The 16,206-nt window shown below is 71.2% G+C and carries 14 protein-coding genes and 1 pseudogene; 10 read left to right on the plus strand and 5 right to left on the minus strand.

Annotated features, from left to right (window positions below; all coding sequences use genetic code 11):
* Positions 1-1,041 (minus strand): serine/threonine-protein kinase (locus K4G64_RS15700; protein WP_260460503.1); only part of this gene is annotated, 1,041 nt, incomplete at its 3' end.
* A gap of 241 nt (positions 1,042-1,282) precedes the next feature.
* On the opposite strand from K4G64_RS15700, the gene K4G64_RS15705 reads away from it, so the two are divergent.
* Complete coding sequence (locus tag K4G64_RS15705) at positions 1,283-2,008, plus strand: hypothetical protein (RefSeq protein ID WP_221756657.1); 726 nt, start codon at positions 1,283-1,285, stop codon at positions 2,006-2,008.
* 84 nt (positions 2,009-2,092) lie between these two features.
* On the opposite strand, the gene K4G64_RS15710 is transcribed toward K4G64_RS15705, so the two are convergent.
* The gene (locus K4G64_RS15710; protein WP_221756658.1) at positions 2,093-2,674 is read right to left on the minus strand and encodes a biotin transporter BioY; all 582 of its coding nucleotides are present in this window, start codon (positions 2,672-2,674) and stop codon (positions 2,093-2,095) included.
* Positions 2,675-3,124: 450 nt separating this feature from the next.
* On the opposite strand from K4G64_RS15710, the gene K4G64_RS15715 reads away from it, so the two are divergent.
* From K4G64_RS15715 to K4G64_RS15750, 8 genes are all read left to right on the plus strand, one after another.
* A complete protein-coding gene (locus K4G64_RS15715; RefSeq protein ID WP_221756659.1) occupies positions 3,125-4,324 on the plus strand; it encodes an ROK family protein in 1,200 nt (399 codons plus the stop codon).
* A gap of 231 nt (positions 4,325-4,555) precedes the next feature.
* The gene (locus tag K4G64_RS15720; RefSeq protein ID WP_221756660.1) at positions 4,556-5,614 is read left to right on the plus strand and encodes an ABC transporter substrate-binding protein; all 1,059 of its coding nucleotides are present in this window, start codon (positions 4,556-4,558) and stop codon (positions 5,612-5,614) included.
* Positions 5,611-6,483 (plus strand): ABC transporter permease, encoded by an 873-nt coding sequence (locus tag K4G64_RS15725; protein ID WP_221756661.1) that lies wholly within the window; start codon positions 5,611-5,613, stop codon positions 6,481-6,483. Before K4G64_RS15720 ends, K4G64_RS15725 begins: the two co-directional genes overlap by 4 nt.
* Positions 6,459-7,193, plus strand: coding sequence for an ABC transporter ATP-binding protein (locus K4G64_RS15730; protein WP_221756662.1), 735 nt, complete (start codon positions 6,459-6,461; stop codon positions 7,191-7,193). The genes K4G64_RS15725 and K4G64_RS15730 overlap by 25 nt, the downstream gene beginning before the upstream one ends.
* Positions 7,190-8,533: an LLM class flavin-dependent oxidoreductase gene (locus K4G64_RS15735; protein WP_221756663.1), complete on the plus strand. Its 1,344-nt coding sequence runs from the start codon at positions 7,190-7,192 to the stop codon at positions 8,531-8,533. The genes K4G64_RS15730 and K4G64_RS15735 overlap by 4 nt, the downstream gene beginning before the upstream one ends.
* Positions 8,534-8,566: 33 nt before the next feature.
* Positions 8,567-9,460, plus strand: a complete 894-nt coding sequence (locus tag K4G64_RS15740; protein ID WP_221756664.1) for a TauD/TfdA family dioxygenase — start codon at positions 8,567-8,569, stop codon at positions 9,458-9,460.
* A 121-nt stretch (positions 9,461-9,581) separates the two neighbouring features.
* Positions 9,582-10,964, plus strand: a complete 1,383-nt coding sequence (locus tag K4G64_RS15745; protein WP_221756665.1) for an amino acid permease — start codon at positions 9,582-9,584, stop codon at positions 10,962-10,964.
* Positions 10,965-11,098: 134 nt separating this feature from the next.
* On the plus strand, positions 11,099-11,746 hold the full coding sequence (locus K4G64_RS15750; protein WP_221756666.1) for a superoxide dismutase: 648 nt from the start codon (positions 11,099-11,101) through the stop codon (positions 11,744-11,746).
* A gap of 123 nt (positions 11,747-11,869) precedes the next feature.
* Here K4G64_RS15750 and K4G64_RS15755 read toward each other — a convergent pair.
* The 3 genes and pseudogenes from K4G64_RS15755 to K4G64_RS15765 form a co-directional block, all read right to left on the minus strand.
* Positions 11,870-12,521: pseudogene (locus K4G64_RS15755) on the minus strand (SAM-dependent methyltransferase).
* A gap of 12 nt (positions 12,522-12,533) precedes the next feature.
* On the minus strand, positions 12,534-13,157 hold the full coding sequence (locus K4G64_RS15760; RefSeq protein ID WP_221756667.1) for a histidine phosphatase family protein: 624 nt from the start codon (positions 13,155-13,157) through the stop codon (positions 12,534-12,536).
* Positions 13,154-14,626, minus strand: coding sequence for an FGGY-family carbohydrate kinase (locus tag K4G64_RS15765; RefSeq protein ID WP_221756668.1), 1,473 nt, complete (start codon positions 14,624-14,626; stop codon positions 13,154-13,156). The genes K4G64_RS15760 and K4G64_RS15765 overlap by 4 nt, the downstream gene beginning before the upstream one ends.
* A gap of 156 nt (positions 14,627-14,782) precedes the next feature.
* Between K4G64_RS15765 and K4G64_RS15770 the strand changes: the two genes are divergently transcribed.
* Entirely contained in the window at positions 14,783-16,204 is a 1,422-nt protein-coding gene (locus K4G64_RS15770) for a sugar ABC transporter substrate-binding protein (RefSeq protein ID WP_221756669.1), read from the plus strand.
* Positions 16,205-16,206 lie beyond the last annotated feature (2 nt).

The following is a 16,206-nucleotide window of genomic DNA, read 5'->3' on the forward strand; positions in this document are numbered from 1 at the left end:
GCGGTCGCTGGCCATGGCGATGTTCACGGTGAAGCCGGGGCCGCGGTGGACGGCGCGGTCCATGGCGGCGAAGAGGTGGTGCCCGGTGGGTTCGGGTGCGGCCGGGGCGGGTGAGGCGGCGATGGCGCACTCGCCGTCCGGCACGAGCCCCGGGTCCGACTCCTCACCCCGCCCCGGTTCCGGCTCCTCCTCCCGCCCTGGTTCCGCATCCCGCGGCCCCAGCGCGACCGTGGGTGTCGGTGCCGGATACGCCACCGGCTCCAGTGCCGTTTCCAGCGCCTCCAGGTCCGGGCGGCCCGACGGCTCCTTCGCCAGCAGGGACGTCAGGATGTCCCGTAACGGGCCCGAGGCGGCGGGGAGTTCCGGCTCCTCGTACAGGACCGCGTGCAGGGTCGCCAGCGTGGTGTCGCGGGAGAACGGGGACCGGCCGCCCAGGGCCGCGCAGAGGGTCGCCCCCAAGGACCAGATGTCGGACGGCGGGCCCTGGGGGCGGCCTGAGACGCGCTCGGGGGCCATGTAGTCGGGCGAGCCGACCAGCATGCCGACCATCGTGAGCGCTTTGGCGTCCTGGATCGCGGCGATGCCGAAGTCGGTGAGGACGACGCGCCGCCCGTGGCCGGAACCGTTGCCGTTGCCGCGTACTGATCCGGCCACCCCGGTCGCGTGTTCCACGAGCACGTTTCCGGGCTTGATGTCGCGGTGCAGTACGCCGCGTTCATGCACCTGTCGTAGCGCGGCGACCAGACCGAGTCCGATGCGGGCCGTCTCGCCGGGGCTCAGCGGGCCCGACTCCGCGAGGATCCGTTCGAGGGAGCGGCCCGCCACCAACTCCATGACGATCCACAGGCGTTCGCCTTCGTCGACCACGTCGTAGACCCGGACGACGTTGGGGTGGTCGATCCGGGCCGTGGCCCTGGCCTCGCGCAGGGTCCGTTCGCGGCGGGTCCTGCTGTCCTCCGCGTCGAGACCGTCGATCCGCATTTCCTTCACGGCGACCTGCCGGTCGAGTATTTCGTCGGCGGCTCGCCACACCCGCCCCATTCCCCCCTGGCCGATACTTTCGACCAACCGATAGCGCCCCGTCACCAATATCCCTGGAACACCGCCACTGTTCGCATTCCCCGGCAATCCGCTGCACCCCCTCCACGACGCCGCGACCGACTCCAGTGAAACACAATGGTCACACTTCGCGCCGTACCAGGATAGTGCGGCGAAATCTTGTGGTACCTCTTTCAGTGCTGCGAATTCAGGCGCAGCCCAGGGGGACGCAAGGGGGACGAACATGAGTTCTCGTCGTACGACAGCGGTCGCCGGATCGCTGGTCATGGCATCTTTCTCGGCGGTGTTGATCCTTTCCGGCACGGCCGGGGCGGAGGACGAGGGACCCGCAAGCGGCAAGGGGGGAAAGGCGGTTGACGCGGCACCGGCCGGAGTGAAGCTCACCACGACGCTGCCCGGGAAGATCTCGGTCGACAACGATTCCGAAAAGACGGCGATTACCGCCACGGTGAAGAACGAGGGGAGCAAGGACAGCGGGAAGATCAGGCTGTTGGTCGTCGGTTTCGACGGGCTGGTCGTCAAGGGAGTCGAGGGGTGTTCGGCGATACCCGAGAAAGAGCTTCCGGAAGGTTCGAACAGCGGATTCGCATGCCCTATCGACAATCTCGCGGCGGGCAAGTCGAAGTCGTACGCCGTCGACGCGACGTTCGACCTCGGCAAGACCGGGAAGATCTGTCTGCCCGTGCAGACGAGCGACGGGAAGAAGACCTTCTGGCAGCAGGGCCCGGTGCCGTTCGGCACGAGCAACCCGTCGCCGGACGCCCCGGCCACGCCTCTGCTGCTCGGTACCGACAACGAGCCGGCGGGCCCGGGCGGGAAGGAGCTGCCGAAGACCGGTCCGGCCCGTGATCTGCTGCCGCTGGGCGCGGCCGGTGCGTCGCTGCTGGCGGCGGGCGTGGCCGGAACGTGGTGGTCGCAGCGGCGGCGGCCGGGGGCTCAGGAGGGCTGAACCGGCCCCCCTTGCGTCTCGCACACGCCAAGAGGCCCGCCGGGGCAGTACGCCCCGGCGGGCCTCTCGGCAACGCCTGCGGTGTCAGCGCTTGTTCGCGAACTTCCAGGCCGTCGGCAGCGCGCCCATGGCCAGCGCGGCCTTCACCGCGTCGCCGATGAGGAACGGGGTGAGGCCGGCCGCGATCGCGGCGGTGGCGGACATGCCGGTGGCGAGGGCCAGGTAGGGCACGCCGACGGCGTAGATGATCGCCTCGCCGACCAGCATGGTGCCGGCGGTGCGCAGCACCGAGCGGTCGGCGCCGCGGCGGGCCAGGGCGCCGACGACCGTGGAGGCGAGGATCATGCCGAGGATGTAGCCGAAGGAGGGGGCGACGCCCGAGGTGCCCTGCGCGAACCACGGCACGCCCGCGATGCCCGCCACGGCGTACAGCGCCAGCGCCAGGAAGCCGCGGCCGGCGCCGAGGGACGTGCCGACGAGCAGCGCGGCGAAGGTCTGGCCGGTCACCGGCACCGGGGAGCCCGGCACGGGCACGGAGATCTGGGCGGCGAGGCCGGTGAGCGCGGCGCCGCCGAGCACGAGGGCCGCGTCCCTGACTCGAGAGGCGGGGAGCAGGTCGGCGAGGACCTGTCCGGTGCGGGACGGTGTGGCGGCAGCGGTGCTCATGGGGACTCCGCGAGGGTGAGGGCCGGTCGGGACATCGTGACGCTATCCCAGCGCCCTCGCCCCGATCACCGTCAGCCGTCCACAAAGGCCGGGACCGGCCGTTGGTCGGCTTCGCACAAAGGATGCGGGTTACAGCGAGTCAGGCGTGATGCCGGTCACGGTGATGGGGTGCCATGTGACACGGGGGCGGGAAACCGGGCCTCTGTAGGTTTCCCCCAAAGCCGCCGGGGCGGCCGTCTCGCCCGTCGGTCGCCGTCTGGGCAGTGCGGGGCCGTTTTGCTAGCGTCGCGAGCGTGGTTGCCCAGGCCCGGTACTTCTCGTCGCGTCGCTATGTCGACCTGCGACGCCAGGGCACGGCCACCTGTCGCCGCCCTCGGTGAGGCGGGGCGGAGGGATCCGGCCCGCCGATCGAGACGGCGCAGTGTCGGACCGGCCTCCAGGAAGATTCCCATGCCCCGTACCGCGGCTCCCCCTCTGACGTCCCCCATCCCCCGTGTCGCCGACAGCGACCGGCGCCGCACCAGCGCGAGCGTCGTCCTGCGGTCCGTGCTGGAGCACGGGCCGGTCGCGCGCAGCACCATCGCCCGGCTGACCGGCCTGTCGCCGGCGTCGGTGACCGACTACTGCGCCCGCTTCAGCGAGTTGGGCCTCCTCCGCGAGTCCGCGGTGCTGCGGCGGTCCAAGGGCGTGGGGCGGCCGCATCTGCCGGTCGACCTCGACGACACCCGGTTCGTGGTGGGCGGGGTGCATGTGGCGGTGCCGTACACCACGGTCGCGCTGCTGGACCTGCGCGGTCGGGTGGTGGCCCGGGGCGAGTTCAAGCACGAGAGCACCGACCCCGTGCGGGTGCTGGCCCGGGCGGGCGACGCGCTGGCGGCGCTGCTCGCCGGGGTTCCCGGCAGCAGGGCGCTGGGGGTCGGGTTCGCGGCGGGCGGCTGGGTGGACCGGGACTCGGGCACCGTCGTGGAGCATCCGATGCTGGGCTGGCGCGAAGTGCCGGTGCGGGAGCTGCTCGGGGCGCGCACCGGCCTGCCGGTCCATGTGGACGGACACGCGCGGGCGTTGGTGAACGCGGAGCGGCTGTTCGGGCGCGCGCGGGGCAGCGGCAGTGTGCTGCATCTGTTCGCGGGCAATGTGGTCGACGCGGCGTTCACCACCCATGACGAGGTGCACCACGGGCCGCGCTCCCAGGCGGGGGCGATCGCTCATCTGCCGGTGCCGGGCGGCACGGAGACCTGCGACTGCGGCCGGGTGGGCTGCCTCCAGGTCGAGCTGAGCGAGCGCACCCTGTGCCGGCGGGCCCGTTCGGCGGGCGTCGTCGACGGGGTGAACCCGATGCACGTGGTCGGTGCGGCGGCGGCCGGTGACCCGGTCGCGGTGCGGCTGCTGCGGGAGCGGTCGCGGCGGGTGGGCCGTGCGGTGGGGCTGCTGCTCGATGTGCTCAACCCGGAGCGGGTGGTCGTGACGGAGATCGGGGCCATGCACCGGGAGGACTGCCTGACGGCGCTGCGGGAAGAGGTCGGTGCGGATCGCGCCGCGACCGTCTCGCCGATCAGTTTCCCGGATTCCGTGCTGGCGGTGGCCGGTGGGTCGGTGGCCCTCGACGTGCTCTACCGGGATCCGCTGGCCGCGTCACCTGAGGCTATTTAATTCAGAAACTCGGAATGTTGACAGGGCGGGCCGCTGACCAGGAACATCCTGTTCATGAACCCGCTCACGAGCTGTCGCACTCTCTGTTGCTGACCCGTTGACGCGCCCCCGGCGCCCCTTCACCGAGCGCCTTCTTCTTCCTTTGTGACATTCGCGTGAATTCCCTTGGCGGATCCTTTCCTGCCCGGAATTCCGCTCGCTGTGCCTCTTCCATACCCAGGGAGCCCTTCCATGCCCTCGTCCTCCGTTTCCGGTCCAGACCGGCGCCTGTTCCTGACCTCACTGCTCGGCGTGACGGCCGCGGCGGCCGGATTGAGCGGCTGCGCCGACAACAGTGCGGCAGCCGACGAGGCGGCCTCCGACGCTCCCCTGGCCTCCAAGGTCCCCGCGGGGACGAGCCTGAAGATCTCCTCGTACCAGAACGCGCAGCAACTCCAGTTCAAGCTGGCCGGGTTCCGCGAACTGCCGTTCAAGGTGTCCAACTGGCTGAACATCGGGGCGGGCCCGGATGTCATCAACGCCTTCCGCGCGAAGTCCCTGGACGTGGCCAACAACGCCGGGATCCCGCCGATCCAGGCGCATTACCAGGGCTTCGACGCGAAGATCGTCGCGATCAACATCACCCGCAAGCCCAACTACCTCTTCGCCACCAAGCCCGGCAGCGACATCCGCCGGGTCTCCGACTTCCGGGGCAAGCGGCTCGCCTTCTCCCAGGGGCAGGCGCAGGGCGTCGTCCTGCTGCGGGCGCTGAGGAAGGCGGGGCTGAAGTACGACGACGTGGAGCTGGTGCCGCTGACCAGCAACCAGTTCCTCACCGCCCTGCAGTCCGGGCAGGTGGACATCGCCCCGCTCGGCAACACCCAGGCGCCCGCGTATCTGACGCAGTACAAGACCGCCCGCACCATCACCACGGACGTGGTGGACCTGCTGAACCTGCTGTGGGCGCCGGTGTCGGTGCTGAACGACCGGGCGAAGGCCGCCGCGGTCGCCGCGTACGTCCCGTACTGGGCGAAGAGCCAGGTGTGGACGTACGAGCACCCCGAGGAGTGGAACGAGCAGTTCTACGTCGGGACGCAGAACCTGACCCTCGCGCAGGCGAAGGGGATCACCGCGTTGGCCAACAAGCCGCTGTTCCCGCCCCGCTGGGACGAGGCGATCGCCTGGGAGCAGGAGACCGCCGATCTGCTCGCGGAGGGCGGTTTCGTGAAGAAGTTCGACGTCTCGGAGCTGTTCGACCACCGCTTCGAGTCCCTCGCGGCCAAGGCCGTGCCCGCGCAGTACCGGAGGTGACCGCCGTGACCACGACCACGCACACGACGAGCACGAGCACATCCGCACCGCTCGCTCCCCTCGCCGAGGAGGAGACGCGCCAGGTGCGCAGGCGCCGGCGGCTGGCTCCCGGCAAACGGCTGCCCGCCACCCGGCTCGTCGGGCCGGCCGCCGTCCTCGCGCTGTGGAGCGCCGCCTCCGCCGCTGGGCTGCTCGACCCGGGCGCGATTCCCGCCCCCTGGACGGTGGTGGAGACGGGCAGCCGGCTGTGGACCGCCGGCACGCTGCCGGACGACATCCTGACCTCGCTGCAGCGCGCGGCCACCGGCTTCTCGATCGGCCTGGTCGCGGGGATCCTGCTCGCGCTGGCGTCCGGGCTGACCCGGACCGGCGAGGCGCTGATCGACGGGACGGTCAACCTCAACCGGGCGATCCCCACCCTGGGTCTGATCCCGCTGTTCATCCTCTGGCTGGGCATCGGCGAGACCTTCAAGATCGCCATCATCGCGATCGTCGTCTACATCCCGATCTACCTCAACACGCACGCCGCGCTGTCCGGCATCGACAGCCGCTTCGTCGAACTCGCCGAGGTCCAGGGACTGTCCAAGCTCCGGTTCATCCGGCAGGTCGTGATCCCCGGCGCGCTGCCCGGGTTCTTCGTCGGCCTGCGGCTCGGGGTCACCGGCTCCTGGCTGGGCCTGGTGGTGCTGGAGCAGATCAACGCCACCAGCGGCCTCGGCTACATGATGTTCCAGGCGCAGAACTACGGCCAGACGGACGTCATCCTCGTCGGCCTGGTCGTCTACGGCATCTTCGGCCTCATCTCCGACAGCGCGGTCCGTATCGTCGAACGGAGGGTGCTGTCATGGCGCCGCACACTGAGCAGCTGACCCGCCCCGCCGTCCAACTGCGCGGCCTGACACGGTCGTTCGAGGGGCGCACGGTCCTCGACGGCATCGACCTCGATCTGCCCGCCGGGCAGCTCACGGCCCTGCTCGGGCACAGCGGCTCCGGCAAGAGCACGCTGCTGCGGGCGATCGCCGGACTCGACCACGGCGTCACGGGCACTGGGCAGCTCACGGCGCCCGAGCGGGTGTCGGTGGTCTTCCAGGACTCCCGGCTGCTGCCCTGGCGGCGGGTCCTCGACAACGTGCTGCTCGGCGCGGAGGGCAAGGACGCCGGCCGCAGGGGGCGCGCGGCCCTGGAGGAGGTGGGGCTGAAGGGCCGCGAGCGGGCCTGGCCCGGCGAGCTGTCCGGCGGGGAGGCCCAGCGCGCCGCCCTGGCCCGGTCCCTGGTCGGCGAGCCGGAACTGCTGCTGGCCGACGAGCCGTTCGGGGCGCTGGACGCGCTCACCCGGATCCGGATGCACGGCCTGCTGAGGGAGCTGTGGGAGCGGCACCGGCCGTCGGTACTGCTGGTCACCCACGACGTGGACGAGGCGATCGTGCTCGCCGACCGGGTGCTCGTCCTGGAGAAGGGACGGATCGGCCTCGACCTCACCATCGACCGCGCGCACCCGCGGTCGTACCGCGCCCCCCTGCTCGGCGAGTACCGGGAGCGGCTGCTGGCCGCGCTCGGTGTCACGGAGGACCATCGATGACCCGCAGACAGCTGCACCTCAACGCGTTTCTGATGAACACCGGCCACCACGAGGCGTCGTGGCGGCTGCCGGAGAGCGACCCGTACGCGCATGTGGACCTGGCCCACTACGTACGGCTCGCCCGGATCGCCGAGCGCGGCACCTTCGACTCGCTGTTCCTCGCCGACGGCCCGCAGCTGTGGAACAACCTCGCGCAGCGGCCCGCCGGGGCGCTGGAGCCGATCACGCTGCTGACCGCGCTGGCCACCGCGACCGAGCACATCGGCCTGATCGCCACGGCCTCCACCTCCTACAACTCGCCGTACAACCTGGCCCGCAAGTTCGCCACGCTGGATCACCTCAGCGGTGGCCGGGCGGGCTGGAACATCGTCACCACCGCCGGGGCCGAGGCCGCCCGGAACTTCGGCCTGGAGGCCGAACCGGCACACGCCGAGCGGTACGCGCGGGCCGCCGAGTTCCTCGACGTGGCGCTGAAGCTGTGGGACAGCTGGGAGGACGACACGATCGTCGCCGACAAGGCGGCGGGCGTGTGGGGCGACGACGCGAAGATCCACCCGCCCCGGCACCAGGGGCGCTTCTTCAGCGTGGAGGGGGCGCTCAACGTGCCCCGCTCGCCCCAGGGTTACCCCCTGCTCGTGCAGGCCGGCTCCTCCGAGGACGGCAAGCGGTTCGCCGCGCGGTACGCGGAGGCCGTGTTCACCGCCCAGCAGACCATCGAGGACGCGCGGGCCTTCTACGCCGACCTCAAGGCCCGGACGGTCGCGGCCGGCCGGGACGGCGACCACATCAAGGTGCTGCCGGGCATCGTCCCGGTGATCGGCTCCACGGAGGCCGAGGCGCTTGCGAACGAGCGGGTCCTGGAGGACCACATCGTGCACGCGCACGGGGTGGACCGCCTGGAACGGCTGCTGCAACTGGCCCCGGGCACCCTGGAGCTGGACGGTCCGCTCCCCTCCGACCTGCCGCCGGAGAGCGCCGTCGAGGGCGCCAAGAGCCGTTACACGCTCATCGTCGAACTGGCCCGGCGCGACCGGCTCACCGTCCGGCAGCTGATCGGGCGGCTCGGCGGCGGGCGCGGGCACCTCACCTTCGCCGGCACGCCCGAGCAGGTCGCCGACACCATCGGGCTGTGGTTCGAGTCGGGCGCCGCGGACGGCTTCAACATCATGCCCGCCGTACTGCCGTCCGGCCTGGAGACCTTCGTCGACCACGTCGTCCCGATCCTGCGCGCCCGCGGGCTGCTGCGCACCGAGTACGGCGACGCCCGCCGGACCCTGCGGGAGCGCTACGGCCTCCCGCGCCCCGCCAACCAGCACGTCATCGCCCCCGCTCTCGTCTGACCCCGCTTCCGGTTCTCCTGAGAGGAACCCGCCATGACCATCGAGATCCACAAGGTCACCGCGAACATCGGCGCCCGTGTCGAAGGCGTCGATCTCACCCGGCCCCTCGACGAGGAGACCTCCGCCGCCCTGCGCGAGGCGCTCAACGTCCACAAGGCCCTGGTCTTCGACGCGGAGGGCCTGGACGATGCCGGCCAGCAGGCCTTCGTCCGCCACTTCGGTGACATCACGACCGCCCATCCGACGGTGTCCGCCGTCGACGGCGCCCCGAACGTGCTGCCCGTCGACAGCGAGGGCGGCCGGGCCGCCAACCACTGGCACACCGACGTCACCTTCGTGCTGAACCCGCCGCAGGCCAGCAGCCTGCGCAGCATCACCGTTCCGCCCTACGGCGGTGAGACGCTGATCGCCAGCTCGGCCGCCGCCTACCGCAACCTGCCCCAGTCGCTGCGCAGCCTCGCCGACACCCTGTGGGCCGAGCACACCAACGACTACGACTACGCCGTCCCCGAGGAGGACGTCGACGAGGAGCAGGCCGCCCGGCGCGCCCAGTTCACCTCGATCAAGTACCGCACGGTCCACCCCGTGGTGCGCGTCCACCCGCTGACCGGCGAGCGAGGGCTGTTCATCGGCGGCTTCGCCCAGCGGATCGTGGGCCTCTCGCCCGGCGAGTCCCGCAAGATCCTCGACCTGCTCCAGGCGTACGTCACCCGGCCGGAGAACATCCTGCGCCACCGCTGGTCGCCGAACCAGCTCGTCCTGTTCGACAACCGCATCACCCAGCACTACGCCGTCGACAACTACGACGGCCGGCCCCGGCGCCTGCACCGGGTGACCGTGGCCGGCGACATCCCCGTGGGGATCGAGGGCAAGGAGAGCTACGTCATCGAGGGCGACGCCTCGCACTACTCACCGGTCGCCGCCTAGCCACGCAGAGCGACGCAACTGTCCGGATAGTGGGATGCCTCTCCGTGTGAGCGGAGAGGCATCCGAGACTGGCGGCGTTTTTGCCCTCGTACGTCTCTCACGCATAGGACGAGCCGCGCCCATGCCCAGCAGCACCACCACGGGGACTCCGCCCGGTACGGACGACACCTCCCTGTCCCATGGCCTGAAGCAGCGCCACCTGTCGATGATCGCCCTCGGCGGGGTGATCGGAGCCGGTCTGTTCGTCGGCTCCGGCGCCGGTATCGCCGCGGCCGGTCCGTCCATCGTGGTCGCCTACGCCCTCTCCGGTGTCCTCGTGATGCTGGTGATGCGGATGCTCGGCGAGATGTCGGCCGCGTATCCGTCGTCGGGGTCGTTCTCGGCGCACGCGGAGCGGGCGATCGGCCCCTGGGCCGGATTCACCGCCGGCTGGTCCTTCTGGGTCCTGCTCTGCACGGCCGTCGGCCTGGAGGGCATCGGCGCCGCGACGATCGTCAGCGGCTGGCTGCCGGGCACGCCGGAGTGGGCGTGGGTCGCGCTGTTCATGGTCGTCTTCTGCGGCACGAACCTCGCGGCCGTGAAGAACTTCGGCGAGTTCGAGTTCTGGTTCGCGGCGCTGAAGGTCGGCGCGATCACCCTGTTCCTGGTGCTCGGCGTCCTGGCGATCCTCGGGATCCTGCCCGGCACCGACTCCCCCGGCGCGAGCCACCTCACGGACTTCCTGCCGAACGGCGGCGAGGGCCTGGTCATCGGCCTGCTCGCGTCGGTCTTCGCCTACGGCGGCCTGGAGACGGTCACCATCGCGGCGGCCGAGTCGGAGAACCCCGTCAAGGGCGTCGCGAGCGCGGTGCGCACGGCGATGTGGCGCATCGCGCTGTTCTACGTCGGCTCGATGGCCGTCATCGTCACGCTGGTGCCGTGGGACTCCAAGGAGGTCGTGGAGAAGGGACCGTATGTCGCGGCCCTCGACGAGCTCGGCATCCCGGGCGCCGGCCAGCTGATGAACGTGGTCGTCCTGGTCGCCCTGCTGTCCGCCATGAACGCCAACATCTACGGCGCCTCCCGCATCGCCTACTCCCTCGTCGACCGCGGCCAGGGCCCGAAGGGGCTGGGCCGGATCTCCGGCGGGGTGCCACGGATCGCCGTGCTGGCCTCCTCCGTCTTCGGGTTCCTGTGCGTGCTGCTGAGCTACTGGCGGCCCGACGACGTCTTCGCCTGGCTGCTGAACATGATCGGCGCGGTCATCCTGGTCGTCTGGATCTTCATCGCCGTCTCGCAGCTGCGCCTGCGCCGCCGCCTGGAGCGCGAGGCACCCGAGAAGCTGGCCGTGCGCATGTGGGCGTTCCCCTGGCTGACCTGGGTCGCCCTGGCCGGCATGGCCGCGGTTTTCGTCCTGATGGCCCGGGAGCCGGACACGCGGGTGCAGCTGTACTCGACGGGCGGGATGATCCTGGTACTGGCGGCGATCGGGTACGGCTGGCAGAAGGCCCGCGCCAAGCAGTAGGAGATCCACCGCCGAAGGCCCCCGCGACACACGCGGGGGCCTTTTTGCGTGCCCGGGCCACCCGCCCGCCTGTTCCTGCTGCTAGCGTGCAGTTGCAAGACTATTGCAATAAGAGTCCGGAGGGGATCCCGCCCATGCCCGTCTACACGCTGCCTGAACTGCCCTACGACTACTCCGCGCTCGCCCCCGTGATCAGCCCCGAGATCATCGAAGTGCATCACGACAAGCACCACGCCGCCTATGTGAAGGGCGCCAACGACACGCTGGAGCAGCTTGCCGAGGCGCGGGACAAGGAGACGTGGGGGGCGGTCAACGGGCTGGAGAAGAACCTGGCCTTCCACCTGTCCGGGCACATCCTGCACAGCATCTACTGGCAGAACATGACCGGCCCGAAGGACGGTGGCGGTGAGCCGCTGGCCGCCGACGGTGTGGGGGAGCTCGCCGACGCCATCGTCGAGTCGTTCGGGTCGTTCGCCGGCTTCAAGGCCCAGCTCACCAAGGCCTCCGCGACCACGCAGGGGTCGGGCTGGGGCGTGCTCGCGTATGAGCCGCTGAGCGGGCGGCTGATCGTGGAGCAGGTCTACGACCACCAGGGCAACGTCGGTCAGGGCGCCACCCCGATCCTGGTCTTCGACGCCTGGGAGCACGCCTTCTACCTGCAGTACAGGAACCAGAAGGTCGACTTCATCGAGGCGATGTGGCAGGTCGTCAACTGGCAGGACGTGGCGCGCCGTTACGCGGCCGCAAAGTCCCGGACGGACGTGCTGCTGCTGGCGCCGTGACGACGGTCCGCCGCTGAGTCGTCCTGCCTCGTGATCGTCTTCTCACCTTTCACGCACGGCAGGCGGTAAGAGGAAGCCCCCCGCGAGGACGTGACTCGCGGGGGGCTTTCGTCCCTCGCCGCGCTACGGCTTGCGGCCCGGCCCGCCGTGCCGGCCGATCGGCCCGGTCGGCGCGCCCGGCTCGGGATGCCACAGCGGCACCGAGACCACGCCCGCTTCCACCAGCTCCAGGCCCTCGAAGAACGCCTCGATCTGCCCGACCGGCCGCAGGAAGTACGGGATCGCGCCCGTCTCGTTGTAGGCGTCCTGGGCCTGCTCGTAGGCCGGATCCGTGCCGCGGGAGCCCTCGTTGAGGGAGAGGTGGCTGCCCGCGGGGAGGCCGCCAGGAGGCGGCGGACCAGGTCGCGGGCCTGCTCGTGGTCGGCCACGTGTCCGAGGATGCCGTTGAGGATCAGGGCCGTGGGCCGGGTGAGGTCGAGGGTCTTCCCGGCGGCCCGAAGGATCTGTTCGGGCTCGTAGAGGCTGACGGGTTCGTACGCCGTCGCGCCCTCGGCGGTGGAGGTGAGCAGGGCCCGGGCGTGCGCCAGGATCAGGGGGTCGTTGTCGACGTAGACGATCCGCGACTAGGGGGCAAGCCTCCCCCAAGCTCTTCGAGCAGGGGGACCCCCAATCGCTCCGGCTACGCTCCGCTCGCGACCTCGTGGGTGTCCTTGCCGCCCAGCCAGTAGTTCCAGATCCGGGCCGAATGCGGCACCGACGTGCCGATCTGCGTCATGTGCCCATGGTGCTACGGCACATCGGTCTCGCACGGCACATTGAGTGAGAGGAGTGCGGCGGAACCGTCGGGGTGCATGCGCAGTTCGCTGATCGCCGCGTTCCGCAGCCGTGGGAGCACTCTGCGGTACTCGCCGAGCGGGATCGACAGCAGGGTGCACAGCACCAGCCGCAGCAGGGTGTTGTGGGCGACGACCAGGACGCGTTCGCCGGGGTGGGCGGCGGCGATGTCCCGCAGGGCGCGCACCCCGCGGGCCGCCGCCGCCAGAGGGTCCTCGGCGCCGGGGAAGGAGTGCTCCACCGGGTCGGCCCGGTAGGCCGCGGCCCACTCCGGGTCCTCGGCCTCGAACTCGGCGAGCGTACGGCCTTCGAGCACGCCGAAGTCGCATTCCCGCAGGTGGGGTTCGCTCTGGGAGGCGAGGCCGAGGGCGCGGCAGGCGGGCTCGGCGGTGGCGACGGCGCGGGACAGCGGAGACGTCCAGATCGCGTCGACGGGATGGGCTCCGGCCCAGCGGCCGAGGGCCTCGGCCTGGGTGCGGCCGGTGTCGGTGAGGTCGATGTCGCTGATGCCGGCGTAGCGGTTCTCCGCGTGCCAGACGGTCTGTCCGTGGCGGACCAGCAGGAGGGTCGTACTCATGATGCGGAAGTATCCCGGCTCAGTCGGCTGTGTGCGTGCGCGGCGACCGGCGCGGGCAGCCAGCCGCGGTCCCGCAGGGCATCGACGAGACGCGCGTACGGCTCGGCGAAGGCGGCCGTGCGGCCGGGGCGGGGTTCGACGACGGTCCGGACGCGGACCATGCGCTCGGCGATGTCCGCGAGCGCACCGGCCCCCGATGCTCCGTACGCGGCGAGCGCCGCCATGCCCAGGGCCGGTTCCGTCTGCTCGGGCACGCGGGCCGGGCGGCCCAGGATGTCGGCGCGCAGCTGGTTCCAGTAGGGGCTGCGGGCGCCGCCGCCCGTGAAGGTGAGCGAGCCGTCGAGGGGAGCGCCGAGATGGTGCAGGTAGTCCAGGCACAGCCGTTCGGCGAAGCCGACGCCCTGGAGGAGCGCGGCCCACAGGTCGGCGTCCTCCACGGGGTCGCCCAGGATCAACGGGATCGCCTCCGGTGCCCGGAAGGGGAAACGCTCCCCCGGGGACACCAGAGGGTAGGCGACCGCACGGGACGGCTCGTACGCGGCCGCCCGCGCGTCCATGCCGGCCGGGTCGGCGTCGGGGAAGCGCGCCGAGAGCGCCCCGGCCCCGACGCTCGACGCCCCGCCCGGCAGCCAAGTGCCGTCGGGGGCACGGTGGTTGTAGACCACGCCGGCGGGGTCGCGGACCGGGTCGCGGGCGGCGCCCTTCAGCACGAGCGTGGTGCCGAGCACGGAGTTCCAGGAGCCGGGCCGCAGCGCGCCCGACGCGATCTGGGCCGCGCAGCCGTCGGTCATCCCGGCGAACACCGGTGTGCCGGCGGGAATGCCGGTGGCGTCGGCGGCGGCCGGGCCGACCTCGCCGAGGCGGGTCCCCGGGTGGACGACGTCCGGCAACAGGCCGTCGGGCACGCCCAGTCCGTCCAGGGCGGCCTGCGGCCAGCGGTCGGCGTCGAGGTCGTAGCCCGTCTTCAGGGCGTGGCTGGAATCGGCCGGGGGCGGCTCGCCCGTGAGGCGGGAGACGATCAGGTCGGGCTGGTGCGCCAGGCGCAGCGCGCCGCCGCCGTACTCCCCGAGCAGCCACAGCGCCTTCGGCAGCGCCCAGGTGTCCTGGACGGCGAGCCCCGCCCTCCGGGCCCGGGCGGCCTCGGCCTTGGCCCGCCCGTCGTCGTACATCAGCGCGGGGCTCACCGGACGGCCCGAGCCGTCGGTCAGCAGGACTGTTCCGGAGGTGCCGCACACCGCGAGTCCGCCGAGCGGCGGGTGCGGGGGCGCGGAGCCGAGGGCCGCCCGGGACGCCGTGCACAGCGCCGACCACCACCGCAGCGGGTCCTGCTCGTGCCGCACCCCGTCCCGCCGGCCGGTCAGCGGGGCCGAGCCGCTGCCGAGGACCGTGCCGTCGGCGGTGACGAGCAGCACGCGGACGCTCTGCGTGCCGAGGTCGATTCCCAGCCAGCCCGCACCCTCGTCCACCATCCGGAACCTCCCGTGCCGTCGCAGCTGGATCTGTGAACTTCTCACTGTGCCCCGATATTTTCCCGTGCGCGAGGGATTGACGCCCAACTTCAGCCGTTCCACTCTCTGTTAGCGAGTCGACTCGACGTGTTAACCAGGCTCCACGCGGAGGTACGGATGGACACGCACGTGCACGACCGCCGGCGCTTCCTCGCCCTCGCCGCCGGGGCGGCGGCGGCCCCGTTGCTCACGGCCTGCGGCGCCGGTTTCGGCGGGAACGACGACAAGGGCGACGGGTCCGCGGCGGACGACGTCACCGGTTCCTTCGACTGGAAGCGGGAGAAGGGCACCACCGTCAAGGCGCTGCTCAACAAGCACCCGTACACGGACGCCCTGATAGCCGACCTGAAGTCGTTCACCGAGAAGACCGGCATCAAGGTCGAGTACGACGTCTTCCCCGAGGACAACTACTTCGACAAGCTCACCGTGGACCTGTCCAGCGGGCGTGCCTCCTACGACGTCTTCATGCTCGGCGCGTACATGGTGTGGCAGTACGGGCCGCCGAACTGGCTGGAGGACCTCGGCCCCTGGATGCGCAACTCCTCGGCGACGGGCGCCGAATGGGACCAGGCGGACTTCTTCCCCAACCTGCTCCAGGCCGACCAGTGGTCCCTGAAGGCGGGCGCACCGCTCGGCCAGGGCGGGCAGTACGCGCTGCCGTGGGGCTGGGAGACCAACGTCGTCGCCTACAACACCGAGCTGTTCAAGAAGCTCGGCGTGAAGCCGGCCGAGACGTTCGACGAGCTGACCGAACTCGCCGCGACCATCAAGCGCAAGGCACCGGGCGCCGGTTTCGACGGGATGTACGGGATCGCCGTACGCGGATCCAGGAGCTGGGCCACCATCCACCCCGGCTTCATGACGATGTACGCCCGCAACGGACTGAAGGACTTCACGGTCGACGGCGGGAAGCTCACCCCCGCCATGAACAGCCCCGAGGCCGTCGCCTTCACCGAGGACTGGGCCCGCATGGTCAAGCGGGGCGGGCCGCCGTCCTGGACGTCGTACACCTGGTACCAGTGCTCCAGCGACCTGGGCGCGAAGAAGGCCGGGATGCTGTTCGACGCCGACACGGCCGCCTACTTCCAGGCGGTGAAGGGCGCGAGCCCCGCCTCCGGGACGATCGCCTTCCATCCGGGGCCGAAGGGGCCCGGCGGGTCGCTGGCCACCAACATGTGGATCTGGTCGCTCGGCATGAACGCCAAGAGCAAGAAGAAGAGCGCCAGTTGGCTGTTCCTGCAGTGGGCGACCGGCAAGGAGCACCTGCGCAGGAGCGCGATCACCCACAACCACATCGACCCGGTGCGCAAGTCCGTCGCCGACGACGCGGCGTACAAGGACAAGATGCGGCACCTGCCGGGCTTCCTGGAGACCTTCGAGACGGTCGTCGACCAGACGAAGATCCAGTTCACCCCGCAGGCGCAGTTCTTCGACGCGACGACCAGCTGGGCCTCGGCCCTCCAGGAGATCTACGGCGGCAAGGGCGCGAAGTCGGTCCTGGACGGGCTGGCGGACGACCTCGCCGGCAAGGTGGGCTAGCC

This window comes from Streptomyces sp. WAC04114 (genome assembly GCF_019733245.1).
In the GTDB taxonomy this organism is placed as follows: domain Bacteria; phylum Actinomycetota; class Actinomycetes; order Streptomycetales; family Streptomycetaceae; genus Streptomyces; species Streptomyces massasporeus_A.

What these genes read in the sequence shown, in the direction of transcription:
- K4G64_RS15760 (WP_221756667.1), bottom strand. Translation starts at nt 13,157, where the DNA reads ATGAGTACGACCCTCCTGCTGGTCCGCCACGGACAGACCGTCTGGCAC.
- K4G64_RS15770 (WP_221756669.1), top strand. Translation starts at nt 14,783, where the DNA reads ATGGACACGCACGTGCACGACCGCCGGCGCTTCCTCGCCCTCGCCGCC.
- K4G64_RS15750 (WP_221756666.1), top strand. Translation starts at nt 11,099, where the DNA reads ATGCCCGTCTACACGCTGCCTGAACTGCCCTACGACTACTCCGCGCTC.
- K4G64_RS15710 (WP_221756658.1), bottom strand. Translation starts at nt 2,674, where the DNA reads ATGAGCACCGCTGCCGCCACACCGTCCCGCACCGGACAGGTCCTCGCC.
- K4G64_RS15705 (WP_221756657.1), top strand. Translation starts at nt 1,283, where the DNA reads ATGAGTTCTCGTCGTACGACAGCGGTCGCCGGATCGCTGGTCATGGCA.
- K4G64_RS15715 (WP_221756659.1), top strand. Translation starts at nt 3,125, where the DNA reads ATGCCCCGTACCGCGGCTCCCCCTCTGACGTCCCCCATCCCCCGTGTC.
- K4G64_RS15765 (WP_221756668.1), bottom strand. Translation starts at nt 14,626, where the DNA reads ATGGTGGACGAGGGTGCGGGCTGGCTGGGAATCGACCTCGGCACGCAG.
- K4G64_RS15740 (WP_221756664.1), top strand. Translation starts at nt 8,567, where the DNA reads ATGACCATCGAGATCCACAAGGTCACCGCGAACATCGGCGCCCGTGTC.
- K4G64_RS15735 (WP_221756663.1), top strand. Translation starts at nt 7,190, where the DNA reads ATGACCCGCAGACAGCTGCACCTCAACGCGTTTCTGATGAACACCGGC.
- K4G64_RS15730 (WP_221756662.1), top strand. Translation starts at nt 6,459, where the DNA reads ATGGCGCCGCACACTGAGCAGCTGACCCGCCCCGCCGTCCAACTGCGC.
- K4G64_RS15745 (WP_221756665.1), top strand. Translation starts at nt 9,582, where the DNA reads ATGCCCAGCAGCACCACCACGGGGACTCCGCCCGGTACGGACGACACC.
- K4G64_RS15720 (WP_221756660.1), top strand. Translation starts at nt 4,556, where the DNA reads ATGCCCTCGTCCTCCGTTTCCGGTCCAGACCGGCGCCTGTTCCTGACC.